The organism is Streptosporangiales bacterium (assembly GCA_009379955.1).
Taxonomy (GTDB): Bacteria; Actinomycetota; Actinomycetes; order Streptosporangiales; family WHST01; genus WHST01.
Window position 1 is genome coordinate 1 of record WHST01000170.1, and the last position, 12,033, is coordinate 12,033.

The 12,033-nt window shown below is 72.6% G+C and carries 11 protein-coding genes and 1 pseudogene; all 12 read left to right on the plus strand.

Going from position 1 to position 12,033, the window contains the following annotated elements:
• Positions 1-187: 187 nt before the first annotated feature.
• A complete protein-coding gene (locus GEV10_30190) occupies positions 188-976 on the plus strand; it encodes a hypothetical protein (GenBank protein ID MQA82681.1) in 789 nt (262 codons plus the stop codon).
• Positions 977-1,019: 43 nt separating this feature from the next.
• Positions 1,020-1,391: an NADH-quinone oxidoreductase subunit A gene (locus tag GEV10_30195; GenBank protein ID MQA82682.1), complete on the plus strand. Its 372-nt coding sequence runs from the start codon at positions 1,020-1,022 to the stop codon at positions 1,389-1,391.
• Positions 1,382-1,918: pseudogene (locus GEV10_30200) on the plus strand (NADH-quinone oxidoreductase subunit B). Before GEV10_30195 ends, GEV10_30200 begins: the two are co-directional and overlap by 10 nt.
• Positions 1,919-2,213: 295 nt before the next feature.
• Positions 2,214-2,801 carry an NADH-quinone oxidoreductase subunit C gene (locus GEV10_30205; protein ID MQA82683.1) on the plus strand — a complete coding sequence of 196 codons (588 nt, stop codon included), beginning with the start codon at positions 2,214-2,216 and terminating at the stop codon, positions 2,799-2,801.
• Positions 2,798-3,763, plus strand: coding sequence for an NADH-quinone oxidoreductase subunit NuoH (gene nuoH, locus GEV10_30210; protein ID MQA82684.1), 966 nt, complete (start codon positions 2,798-2,800; stop codon positions 3,761-3,763). The genes GEV10_30205 and nuoH overlap by 4 nt, the downstream gene beginning before the upstream one ends.
• A complete protein-coding gene (locus tag GEV10_30215) occupies positions 3,760-4,332 on the plus strand; it encodes a 4Fe-4S dicluster domain-containing protein (protein ID MQA82685.1) in 573 nt (190 codons plus the stop codon). The genes nuoH and GEV10_30215 overlap by 4 nt, the downstream gene beginning before the upstream one ends.
• Before the next feature lie 103 nt (positions 4,333-4,435).
• The gene (locus GEV10_30220) at positions 4,436-4,945 is read left to right on the plus strand and encodes an NADH-quinone oxidoreductase subunit J (GenBank protein MQA82686.1); all 510 of its coding nucleotides are present in this window, start codon (positions 4,436-4,438) and stop codon (positions 4,943-4,945) included.
• Positions 4,946-4,949: 4 nt separating this feature from the next.
• On the plus strand, positions 4,950-5,312 hold the full coding sequence (nuoK, locus tag GEV10_30225) for an NADH-quinone oxidoreductase subunit NuoK (GenBank protein MQA82687.1): 363 nt from the start codon (positions 4,950-4,952) through the stop codon (positions 5,310-5,312).
• Positions 5,309-7,240, plus strand: a complete 1,932-nt coding sequence (locus tag GEV10_30230) for an NADH-quinone oxidoreductase subunit L (GenBank protein ID MQA82688.1) — start codon at positions 5,309-5,311, stop codon at positions 7,238-7,240. Before nuoK ends, GEV10_30230 begins: the two co-directional genes overlap by 4 nt.
• Entirely contained in the window at positions 7,237-8,730 is a 1,494-nt protein-coding gene (locus GEV10_30235; protein ID MQA82689.1) for an NADH-quinone oxidoreductase subunit M, read from the plus strand. Before GEV10_30230 ends, GEV10_30235 begins: the two co-directional genes overlap by 4 nt.
• A complete protein-coding gene (locus GEV10_30240; protein ID MQA82690.1) occupies positions 8,730-10,211 on the plus strand; it encodes an NADH-quinone oxidoreductase subunit N in 1,482 nt (493 codons plus the stop codon). Before GEV10_30235 ends, GEV10_30240 begins: the two co-directional genes overlap by 1 nt.
• Positions 10,212-10,657: 446 nt before the next feature.
• Complete coding sequence (locus tag GEV10_30245; GenBank protein ID MQA82691.1) at positions 10,658-11,791, plus strand: plasmid stabilization protein; 1,134 nt, start codon at positions 10,658-10,660, stop codon at positions 11,789-11,791.
• Positions 11,792-12,033: the final 242 nt, after the last annotated feature.

Below are 12,033 nucleotides of genomic sequence, written 5' to 3' on the forward strand. Positions count from 1 at the left end.
CGGCGGGAGACCCGTCGACGGTTGCCGTACTCGACATCGGTGAAACTGGCCTGATCGCTGCGCACACCTCATCATTCCGCGATCCCCAGCACCCAGCCAGACGGCACCCCGGACGAACCAGAAAATCAGCGCATCCCTAGGCTCCACCCAAGCGACGTACCCCCCTAGCGTCGCTGTCGGAGGTGCCGTGATCGTCGCCGGTGTCCAGCGTCTGGGCGCTCGGTTCCTCGCGATCCGGGTGGTACTGGCTGCGCTGATCCTGGTGCCCGTCGTCGTGGCGGGGCCGGCGTCGATCGCCCGGGCGGCCCAGCCCGACGACCTGCCCGTCGAGGTGAGCGCCGGCGGCGGCTTCGTCAACAGCAGCTCCTACGAGGCCGGCTCGTACGCCTTCTCCGTCCAGCGCGACGGCACCGCCTACCTCGTCACGGCCCGGCATGTCGCGCCGCGTGGCGCGCTCGTCTACGGGTCCGGCGGGCTGCTCGGCGGCACCTCCGAGGTCTCCAGGTCCCGCGACGCGGCGTACGTCCGGCTGGACCGCGCCGTCCCCGTCGGTGTCGTCCAGATCGCGACGTCCGACACCGGTGCGCCGGTCACCGCCGCGGTCGACGACGTCGCGTCCCGCGGCACGATCGAGGTCGGTCAGCGGGTCTGTCACAGCGGCTACGCGGAGTCGACCCAGGATGCCGGCGGGTTCGTCTGCGGCGACGTGGTCGACGTACCCCGGGTGTGCCGGGCCTACGAGGCCGACACCGGCTGTGAGATCACCATGCGCAGCGACGAGGGCCAGCGGGTCGGCTGGCTCGGCGACTCCGGCGGTCCGGTGTGGCAGTCGGTGGGGTCGGGACGCATCAGGCTGCTCGGCGTCTTCACGTCGGTGTCGTCGCCGACCGGGGGTCCGCCGACGCGTGGTCACTTCGTTCCCGCGTTCGACGTGCTCGATGATCTTGGCGGCACGCCCGTTCGTGCGTCATCCTAGGGCGTCGGCCTAGGGGGCAGCGAGCGGAGAGGGTGAGGACACGATGTCCGACTACCACCTCTCGTACACGGTCGTCGGCGTGGTCATGCTGGTGGGGGCGGTGTTCCTCGCCGTGGCGTTCACGGCCAACCGCATGCTCCGGCCGCACGGCCCGACCACGGAGAAGCTGCACAGCTACGAGTGCGGCGTCGACCCCGTCGGCGACGGCTGGGCGCAGCTGCACGTCCGCTACTACGTCTACGCCTACCTCTACCTCGTGTTCGCCGTCGACGTCGTCTTCCTCTTCCCCTGGGCCACCGTGTTCGCCGCGCCCGGCTTCGGTGTCGAGACCGTGGTCGAGATGTTCGTCTTCGTCGGCTTCCTCGTGGTCGGACTGGTCTACGCGGCGCGCAAGGGCGTGCTGACGTGGACGTGACGCCTGTCCCGCTGCCGACGCCGCGGCTCGGGGTGCTCTCGCGCATCGTCCCCGACCCCGTGCGCATCGTCCTCAACTGGGGACGCCGCTACTCGCTGTGGGTCTTCAACTTCGGGCTCGCCTGCTGCGCGATCGAGTTCATCGCCACGTCCATGGCCAGGCACGACTTCATCAGGCTCGGCGTCATCCCGTTCGCGCCCGGTCCCCGCCAGGCCGACCTCATGGTCGTGTCCGGCACGGTGACCGACAAGATGGCGCCGGCCATCAGGCGGCTGTACGAGCAGATGCCCGAGCCCAAGTACGTCATCTCGTTCGGTGCCTGCTCCAACTGCGGCGGGCCGTACTGGGACTCCTACTGCGTCACCAAGGGCGTCGACCAGATCGTGCCCGTCGACGTGTACGTGCCCGGCTGCCCGCCCCGTCCCGAGGCGCTGCTGCAGGGCATCGTCAAGCTCCAGGAGAAGATGGCGGGCGAGTCGCTGCGCACCCGGTACGGCGGCGAGGCGCCGACGGCCGACGCGCTGCGCCGGCCGTGGCAGGCGCCGCCGCCGACCCCGATCCCGCCATGGACCCCGGCGATCCCCGGCGGCATGCCGGTCGAGGACGCGCCGACCGCGGGCTACACCGACAGCTCGCTGGCCGGGCTCGGCCTGGCCGACGACGAGCCGACGCAGATCCTGCCGGCGCGCGAGCCAGGCGACGGGCCGATGCCGCCGTGGGGGCCGCGTCCGCCCGCCTCCGACGCCGACACCCGTCCGCTGCCGCCGGTCGACGGACCCGGCGATCCGGGGGAGCGGCGCTGATGAGTGGCGGGCGCGTCGTATGAGGGCACCTGAGCTCGCCGCCGCGCTGCGCGAGCGGTTCCCCGGCGCCGAGTGCGCGGTCGACGCGCACGACACGGTCACCGCCGACGTCCCCGGCGAGATCTGGGTCGCGGTCGCGAAGCACGCGCGCGACGGCCTCGGGTGCACGTACTTCGACTGGCTCTCGGCCGTCGACGAGCTCGACGACGGCTACGTCGTCGTCATGCACCTGTGGTCGATCGGCGCGCGCCGGCACCTGCTGCTGCGCACCCGGGTGGCCAAGGACGGCGACCTCACGGTGCCGACGGTGACGGGGGTGTTCCGCGGCGCCGCGTGGCACGAGCGCGAGACCGCGGAGATGTTCGGCCTGCTGTTCGCGGGCCACCCGAACCCTGCGCCGCTGCTCCTGCCCGACGGGTTCGAGGGTCACCCGCTGCGCAAGGACTTCGTCCTCGCGTCCCGGGTGGCGAAGGCGTGGCCAGGCGCGAAGGAGCCCGGCGAGTCCGACCACGAGGCGGCGCCGAGCCGGCGCCGGGTGCGTCCGCCCGGCAAGCCCGACCTCGACGAGTGGCGCGAGGCGTCTCGCCCTCCGGGGGAGCAGACGTGAACCCAGCGCTCGAGATCGCCGTCCGTGTGGTCGTCGTGTTCGTGGCGTTCCTCGCGTTCCCGATGCTCGTCGGCTACATGGAGCACAAGGTGATGGCGCACATGCAGGGTCGGATGGGCCCGATGTACGCCGGCGGCTTCCACGGCTGGGCGCAGCTCCTCGCCGACGGCGTGAAGTTCGCGCAGAAGGAGGACATCGTCCCGCGCGCGGCCGACCGCACCGTCTTCCGGCTCGCGCCGTGGGTCGCGCTGCTGCCGTACCTGCTCGTCCTCGTCGTCATCCCCGTCGGGCCCGGTGGTCTCGTCGGTCGCGACCTCGACGCCGGCCTCTTCTACGCCCTCGCCGTGATGGGCATCGGCGTGATCGGCGCCGTCATGGCGGGCTACGCAAGCGCGAACAAGTTCTCCCTCCTCGGCGGGGTGCGGGTGGCCGCCCAGCTGATGGCGTACGAGCTGCCGCTGGTGCTCGCGGCGGTGTCGGCGGCGATGGCAGCGGGCACCCTGTCGCTCACCGGCATCGTCGAGGAGTGGCAGCCGTGGTGGCTGCTCTGGCAGCTCGTCGCACTCGTCGTCTTCCTCGTCGCCGGTGTCGCGGAGCTGCGCCGACCGCCGTTCGACATGCCGGTCGCCGACTCGGAGATCATCTTCGGGCCCTACACCGAGTACACCGGCCTGCGGTTCGCGCTCTTCCTCCTCGCGGAGTACGCCGGCATCGTCGTGATCTCCGCGCTGACGACCGTGCTGTTCCTCGGCGGCTGGAAGGGTCCGTTCCTCGACGCCGAGCTCGGCTGGCTGTGGACCTGCGCCAAGGTGCTGCTCGTGTCGTTCGTGGTGATCTGGCTGCGGGTGTCGTTCCCGCGGCTGCGCGAGGACCAGCTGCAGCGGCTCGCCTGGATCGGACTCGTGCCGCTGGCGCTCGCCCAGTTGCTGCTGACCGCGATCGTGAAGGTGGCGATGACATGACCGACGACCAGCCGCAGGACAAGACTTCGCTCCCCGGACTCGGACTCGTCAAGGGGCTCGCCACGACGCTCAAGACGATGGTCAGCCCGTCCGGCACCGACGAGTACCCGCACGCCGTGCCCGACCTGCCGCCGCGCAGCAGGGGCGTGATCGGCCTGCTCGAGGAGAACTGCACCGTCTGCATGCTGTGCGCCAGGGAGTGCCCCGACTGGTGCATCTACATCGACTCGCACAAGGAGCCGGTGCCGCCCGCGAAGCCCGGCGGCCGCGAGCGCAGCACCAACGTCCTCGACCGCTTCGCCATCGACTACGCCCTCTGCATGTACTGCGGCATCTGCATCGAGGCCTGCCCGTTCGACGCGCTGTTCTGGTCACCGGAGTTCGAGTACGCCGAGGGCGACATCCGCGACCTCGTCCACGAGCGCGACCGGCTGCGCGAGTGGATGTGGACCGTGCCGCCACCGGCCGGCAACGACGACGCCGCGCCGGCACCGAAGGAGGTCGACGCCGCCGCCAAGGCCGCGGCGAAGGCCGGCGACGCCCAGCCGCCCGGCGAGGGCGGCTCATGACCGTGTACCCCGCCGCCGTCCTCCGCTCCGCTCCTCGCTCCGTGGGTGCGTGGGTGCGGCACGCGCTCCGGTCCGCTGCGATGCTCACTTCGGACGGCGGCTCATGACCGGAGTCGACGTCGTCCTCGTCCTGCTCGGCCTCCTCGCCGTCGGCTCGGGTGTCCTCGTCGTGACCACGCGCCGTCTCGTGCACGCCGCGCTGTGGCTGGTGGTCACCTTCGGCTCCCTCGCCGGCATGTACCTCGTCCTCACCGCCGAGCTCGTCGCGTGGGTGCAGGTGCTGATCTACGTCGGCGCGGTGGTGGTGCTGCTGCTCTTCGGCATCATGCTCACCCGCGCGCCTACCGGCACGTCGGACGACCTCGACAGCCGCAACAGGATCGCGGCCGTGGCCGGCGCCGTCGCCACGGCGGTGCTGCTGGTGACCCTCGCCGGGTACGGCTTCGCCGGGGCGTACGCCGACATCGGTGACGATCGCCTCGGCACGCCGGAGGCGATCGGCAAGGTGCTCTTCGGGTCCTGGGTGCTGCCGTTCGAGCTGCTGTCCGTCCTGCTGCTCGCCGCCCTCGTCGCGGCCATCGTCCTCTCCCGCAGGCAAGGGGAGAGGAGGTAGGCACGTGCACGTCGTCATCCCCGCCGTGATCTCCGCGCTGCTCTTCTCGCTCGGGGTCTACGGCGTGCTCGCCCGCCGCAACGCGATCCTCGTGCTCATGTCGGTGGAGCTCATGCTCAACGCCGTCAACCTCAACCTCGTCGCCTTCGACGTCTGGATCAGGGACCGGCTGTACGGCGGTCAGGTGCTGTCGCTGTTCGTCATCGTCGTGGCCGCGGCCGAGGTCGGGCTGGGCCTGGCGATCGTCCTGCTCGTCTACCGGCACCGCCGGTCGATCGACGTCGACCGGCTGAGGGCGCTCGCCGAGTCCGGCGGTGACGGCGACACCGCCGAGGAACCCGTGGCACCAGAGCGGGCGGCCTCGTGAGCGCGTTGGCCTGGCTCGTGGTCGGGCTGCCGCTCCTGGCCGCGGCCGTCGGCATGCTCCCGCCCCGCCTCCTCGGCGTGCGCGGCGAGCACTCCGTCCGGCTGGTCACCGCGGTCACCGCGGTCACCGGCACCGTCCTCGCGCTCGTCGCCCTCGTGCCCCTCTGGCTCACCACGGTGCTCGACCCGACCCGCGTGCGCGAGTCGGGCACGCGGCTCACGCCGACCGGCGGCGTCGAGGTGTTCCTCGGCGTGCGGGTCGACGGGCTGTCGGCGAGCGTCGCCGTGCTCGTGTGCGTGGTGGCTGCGGCGGTCCAGGTCTACTCGATCGCGTACCTGCGCGACGATCCCGCGGCGGGCATGTCCGACGAGGGGGAGGGGCGCCCGGCCTACCGCTCGTACGCCGCGTTCGTCTCGCTCTTCACCGGCGCGATGCTGCTCGTCGTCTTCGCCGGCGACCTGGTGGTGCTGCTCGTCGGGTGGGAGGTGATGGGCATCTGCTCGTACGTGCTCATCGGCCACCACTGGCGGCAGGCCGACAACTCGAGCGCGGGCGTCAAGGCGTTCCTCGTCACCAAGCTCGGCGACGTGCCGTTCCTCTTCGGCATCTTCGCGCTCGGCACGGCCGCCGGGTCGTTCCGGGTGACCGACGTCCTCGCGGCGGTCCCCGACATGCCGCAGGCCACGGTCGTCGCGGGCACCGTCCTGCTGCTCGCGGGCGTCGTCGGCAAGAGCGCGCAGTTCCCGCTGCACACCTGGCTCCCCGACGCGATGGCCGGGCCGACGCCGGTGAGCGCGCTGATCCACGCGGCGACGATGGTGGCGGCGGGCGCCTACCTCGTCGCGCGCCTCTACCCGGTGTTCCTGCAGTCGCCGCCGGCGCTCGCCGTCCTCGGTGTGGTCGCGTCGGTCACCATGCTGGGGGCCGCGTGCGCGGCGCTCGCCCAGGACGACCTCAAGCGGGTGCTCGCGTACTCCACGGTGAGCCAGGTCGCGTACATGCAGGCCGGACTCGCGACGGGCGGCTACACGGCCGGCGTCGTCCACCTGCTCACCCACGGGGCGTTCAAGGCGCTGCTGTTCCTCTGCGCCGGTGTGGTCATCGCCCGCGTCGGCACCAACCTGATGAGCGAGATGGGCGGCATCCGCATGACGATGCCCATCACGTTCATCACCATGACGATCGGGTTCGCCGCGCTCGTCGGCATCCCTCCGCTGTCGGGGTTCTTCAGCAAGGACGCCGTGCTCGAGCGGGCGTGGGAGCAGGCGGGTGCGACCGCGCCGGTCGTGCCCGAGCCGGTGGCGCTGATCGTCCTCGCGAGCGGCCTGCTCACCGTGCTCGTCACCGCCGCGTACGCCACGCGCGCGCTGCTGCTGACGTTCTACGGTCGGCCGGGCACGGCCCGCTCGGTCCGCGACGCGGAGCCCGGGATGGCCTGGCCGCTCCTCGTGCTCAGCGTGCCGTCGCTCGTCCTCGGCTTCGCCGGCATCCTCCGCCGCTGGCTGCCGTCGTGGGTGTCGAGCGAGGGCACGGGTGACCCGCACGCCGTGGTGCCCGGCGCGATCACCGCCGTGATGGCCTTCGTCCTGGTCGTCGTCGGCGTGGCCGTCGTCTACTTCGTCTGGGTGGCCGACCCCGCGCGCGACCCGGTGCGGATCATCGGGCCGCTGCGCGGCGTGTTCGCGCGCGGCTTCGGCGTCGACGCGTTGTACCGGCTGATCGTCACGCGTCCGATCGGGTCCGCCGCGCGGGGCGTCGTCCGGGTCGACACCGAGGGGATCGACGCCACCCTCGTCGACTCCGGCAGGCTGGCGCAGCGGATCGGTGCCCTGGCGCGGCGTACGCAGACCGGCAACGCCCAGCTCTACGTCACCTGCGTCCTCGTCGGCGCGGTCGTGCTGGCGGTGGGAGCGGTGGTGCTGACATGAGCACCCTGACCTTCCTGCTGGTCCTGCTGCCCGCGCTCGGCGCCGTGGCCGCCGGCCTCGCGCCGCGCCAGGTGGCCGTCCGTGTCGGCACCGGCGCGGCGGCGCTCACCCTGCTCGACGCCGTCCTCGTCCTCGCGGTCTTCGACTACCGCGACGCGGGCCGGCTCCAGCTCGAGATCGACTGGGCCTGGGTGCCCGCGGTCGGCCTCAGGTTCCACCTCGGGATCGACGGCATCTCGCTGCCGCTCGTGGTCATGACCGCGCTGCTCGTGCTGCTGTGCCTCGTCGCGCTGCGGCGTCACGTGCCGGCGCCGGGCCGGGAGCGGATGCTCGTCGTGATCGTCCTGGTGCTCGAGATCGGCATGCTGGGCACCTTCCTCGCCCTCGACGTCGTCCTCTTCTTCGTCTTCTTCGAGGTCGTCCTGCTGCCGATGTACGCGATCATCGCCGTCTGGGGCGGCGAGGGCAGGCGGGCGGCGGCCAACAAGTTCCTGCTCTACACGCTGCTCGGCTCGGCGGTGATGCTCGTCGGGCTGCTGCTCGTGGCGACCTACGCCGAGTCGTTCTCGATCGAGCGGATCGCCGCGCGGCAGGGCGCGGGCATGACGTCGACCGTCCAGGTGCTCGCGTTCCTCGCGATCGCCGGCGGGCTCGCCGTCAAGGTGCCGATGTGGCCGCTGCACAGCTGGCTGCCCGACGCCCACACGGCGGCTCCGACGGTCGGCTCGGTGTTGCTCGCCGGCGTCCTGCTGAAGATGGGCACGTACGGCATCGTGCGCATCGCGGTGCCCGCCGCGCCCGACGGTGCGTTCGCCGTCGCGCCGTTCCTCGGGGCGTACGCGGTCGTCGGCATCGTCTACGCGGCGCTCGCCTGCCTCGCGCAACGTGACCTGAAGCGGCTGATCGCGTTCTCGTCCGTCGGGCACATGGGATTCGTGCTGCTCGGTATCGCGACGATGAGCCCGGTCGGTGTCAACGCCGCACTGTTCGGCAACGTCGCGCACGGTGTCATCACCGGCCTGCTGTTCTTCGTGGCCGGCGGCATCAAGGAGCGGTACGGCACGACCGACATGGACCAGCTCGGTCCCGGCATGCGGGCCAAGGCGCCGCACCTCGCGGCGTTCCTCGCGGTGGCGTCCGTCGCGAGCCTCGGGCTGCCGGGGTTCGCCGGGTTCTGGGCCGAGATGCTCGCGCTGCTCGGCGCGTGGCAGCCGGCCGAGGGCCTGCCGCGGGCGGCGTTCCTCGTCTACCTCGCGGTCGCCGGCATCGGCGGCGTGCTGACCGCCGCGTACTTCCTGCTGATGCTGCACCGGGTCGCGCACGGCCGGGTCGCCGAACGCTGGCACGCGGTGTCGCTGCCCGGGCTCACCCGCGTCGAGCTCGCCACGTGGCTCCCGCTGGCGGCGGTCATGCTCGCGACCGGCCTGTGGCCGCGGTCGCTGCTCGGTCTGACCGAGGCGGCCGTCGAGCGCCTGCTGGGCGGTGGGTGATGAGCATCCAGCTCGGTGGGCTCGCCGTGCCGCTGCTCGTCGCGGTGGCCGCGGTCGTCGTCCTCCTGCTCGACGCGTTCCTGCCCGACCGCGCCAAGATCGGCGTGGTGTGGGTGGGCGTCGTGGCGCTCGGCGTCGCGTTCGTCGGCACCGTCCCGCTGCTGTGGTCGGGAGCCAAGGCGTTCTGCCGACCCGGTGGCGTGGTCACCTGCGCGTACGACCTGGCGCCGTACGGCGCGATGCTCCACCTGGTGCTGCTCGCCGGTGCGGCGGCCGTGCTGCTGCTGTCCGTGCGCTCGATCGCCGAGGAGGACATCCCGCCGGGGGAGTACACGTTCGCGCTGCTGTGCTCGGTCACGGGTGCGCTCGTGCTCACGGCCGCGGGCGACCTCGCGACGCTCGTCGTCGGCCTCGAGACGCTGTCGCTGCCGGTCTTCGCGATGGTGGCGCTGCGCGGACGCGACCGCGTCGGGAGCGAGGCGGCGCTGAAGCTGTTCCTGGTCTCGGTGGCGTCGACCGCGCTGATGCTGTTCGGGGTGAGCTGGATCTACGCCGTGCGCGGGTCGCTGTGGCTGGCCGACCTCGCCCGCGACTTCGAGGTCGACCCCCAGCTGCGGCCGGTACTCGTCGTCGGAATCGTGCTCACGGTGCTCGGCTTCGGCTTCAAGGTGGCGGCCGTGCCGTTCCACGCCTGGGCGCCCGACACGTACGCCGGGGCGCCGATGCCGGTCGCCGCGTACCTCGCGGTCGTGTCGAAGGTCGGCGGGTTCGCCGGCCTCGTCGTGCTCCTCGGCCGCGGTCTCGGCCCGTACGCCGAGGCGTGGGCGCCGATGCTGGCGGTGGTGGCCGCGCTCACGATGACCGCGGGCAACGTCGTCGCGCTGCGGCAACGCACCGCGATCCGGCTGCTGGCCTGGTCGTCGATCGCGCAGGCGGGCTACGCGCTCGCGCCGTTCGCCGGCGGCGGCCGGCGGTTTGCGGGCATCGACCCGCTCGCGGCGCCGGTGACGTACATGGTCGCGTACGCGGCGATGACGATGGCCGCCTTCGCGGTCGTCGTCGCGGTGACCAGGGACCAGCCGAGCGGGCGGCTCGACGACTACCGCGGCCTGCTATGGCGCCACCCGGCGCGCGGGGTCGTCCTCGTCCTCGCGCTCGTGGCCCTGGCCGGGCTCCCGCCGGGCCTCGTCGGCCTGTTCGCCAAGGTGGCGGTGTTCCGCGCCGTCGTCTCCGGTGGCGCGGGCTGGCTCGCGGTCCTCATGGCGGTCAACGTCGTGATCGCCCTGTACTACTACCTCTCCTGGGCGGTGCTCGTCGTCTCCCCGCCCGCGCGGGAGGTCGTGCCGGCGCCCGCCACGCCGGCCACCCCCGCGCCGATCGGCGCGGCCATCGCGCTGAGCGCGACCGCGGTGGTCCTGCTGTCGGCGGTACCGCAGCTGGTGTTCGCCGCCCGCACCCTGTTCCCCCTCGCCTCGCCGTAAGACGCAGGCGGCTCGACGGGGTATCGTCACGGTGGAGAGTGTTCCGGCGGCGTTTGAGGAGCCGCCTCCACCAGTTCCCGCCCGGGTTGGCGAGCCCGCACGGTGGCGTACCGGTGACCGTGGGCGCTCTCCTCGTCGTGGCGGCACGTCGTCGGACATGTCGTCACCCGCGCCGTGGTGGGTCCGGTGTGCGGGTGACGTCGACGACACGGGGGACCTCCCGGTGCGTCCGGTTCGCCGAACGCACCGGGCGCCGCCCGGCGAGACCGCGCGTTTCGATGCGCTGCGTGGTCGGACTCTCACGTATGGTGTGCGACGTCATGAGGCCGAATCCTGCCGTCACGCTCGTGGTCGCCACCTGCCTGGTCGTCGCCGGCTGCACGGGGCCGTCCGGCGAGCCGGGGGCAGGGGAGTCGCGGTCGCCTGCGGCTCCGGCGACGATCCGGGTGCCGAAGGACGCCGCGACGATCGGCGCGGCCGTGCGGCGGGCGCGACCCGGCGACCTCGTGCTCGTCTCGCCCGGCACGTACCGCGAGAGCGTCACCGTCGAGACACCGCGCCTCACGCTGCGGGGCACGTCGCGCGCGGACGTCGTCGTCGACGGCGAGGCGCGGCGCGGCGACGGCATCGTCGTGCGTGCGCCGGGCGTGGCCGTGCAGAACCTCACCGTGCGCGACCATATCCGCGACGGCGTGCTGGTCACGGGTGGCCCGTTCCTCGTCTCGCACGTCACGGCCGTCAACAACCGGCGTCACGGGGTCTCCGCGCTCTCGGCGGACGACGGCGTGATCGAGCACTCCTACGCCTCGGGCAGCGCGGGCGCGGGCTTCTCCGTCGGCCGGTGCGGGCCGTGCGACGTCGTCGTGCGCGAGGACATCGCGGAGCGCGACGCCGTCGGCTTCGAAGGCACGAACGCGAGCGACGGTCTCGTCGTCGCGGGTAACCGGCTCGTCGGCAATCGGGTGGGTCTCACGACCGACTCCGACGACCGGGAACGTCTGGCGCCGCAACGCGGGGCGGTCGTGGTGGGCAACCTGATCGCGGCCAACGACGAGCGGGCGACGCCGGCCGCGGCCGACGGCGCGTTCGGTGTCGGTGCCGGGATCCGGGGCGGCATGGGCAACAAGCTGCTCCGCAACCGCGTGGTCGCCAACCGTGCCGCGGGAGTCCTCGTGACGTCGACCGGGGACCTCGCGCCGGTCGACAACCACATCGTCGGCAACCGCCTCGCCGCGAACGGGAACGACGTCGTCTTCGCGGCCACGGTGGGGGCGCCGGGCCGGGGCAACTGCCTCGCGGACAACGTCCTCGAGACGACCAGTCCCGACGGCCTCGTCGCGGCGGTGGGATGTCCGGCGGGCGACACCCGTTCACCCTCGGCCGCGATGCCCGACTTCGCGGCACCACCAGGGGTCCCGTCCGCGAAGGTCGAGGAGCCGCCGGCGCAGCCGCAGCTCCCCGACGCGTCGACGGCCGGCCCGACCGCGGTGCCCGCGGAGCCGGCGGTCGTCGACGTCGACGGGACACGCGTCCCGCCGACGTCGCTGCTCGCGAGGACGGCAGCCGTCGAGGTGCGGTGAGACGAATCCCGTGAGGGGCACCCTCACCGTGCCCAGACACGGTCGGGGTGCCCCTGACGGGTGCGGTCGCGTGGCCATCGCCGCCCCGCCGCGGGTCCCTGACGTAGTAAAGACCTGAACGGATGGTTGGAGATCAGGACATCCCCCTGATGGGGTAAACGGGCTTGGTGTCCCAACCACTCATCAGGAGGATGTCTTGTCCAAGGGTAGTAGTCGCCGGCTGTCTCGTGGGGACCGTCGCC

Excerpts from the sequence above, each read along its gene's own strand:
- GEV10_30205 (MQA82683.1), top strand. The coding sequence starts at position 2,214 with ATGAGGGCACCTGAGCTCGCCGCCGCGCTGCGCGAGCGGTTCCCCGGC.
- GEV10_30195 (MQA82682.1), top strand. The coding sequence starts at position 1,020 with ATGTCCGACTACCACCTCTCGTACACGGTCGTCGGCGTGGTCATGCTG.
- GEV10_30235 (MQA82689.1), top strand. The coding sequence starts at position 7,237 with ATGAGCACCCTGACCTTCCTGCTGGTCCTGCTGCCCGCGCTCGGCGCC.
- GEV10_30220 (MQA82686.1), top strand. The coding sequence starts at position 4,436 with ATGACCGGAGTCGACGTCGTCCTCGTCCTGCTCGGCCTCCTCGCCGTC.
- GEV10_30215 (MQA82685.1), top strand. The coding sequence starts at position 3,760 with ATGACCGACGACCAGCCGCAGGACAAGACTTCGCTCCCCGGACTCGGA.
- GEV10_30240 (MQA82690.1), top strand. The coding sequence starts at position 8,730 with ATGAGCATCCAGCTCGGTGGGCTCGCCGTGCCGCTGCTCGTCGCGGTG.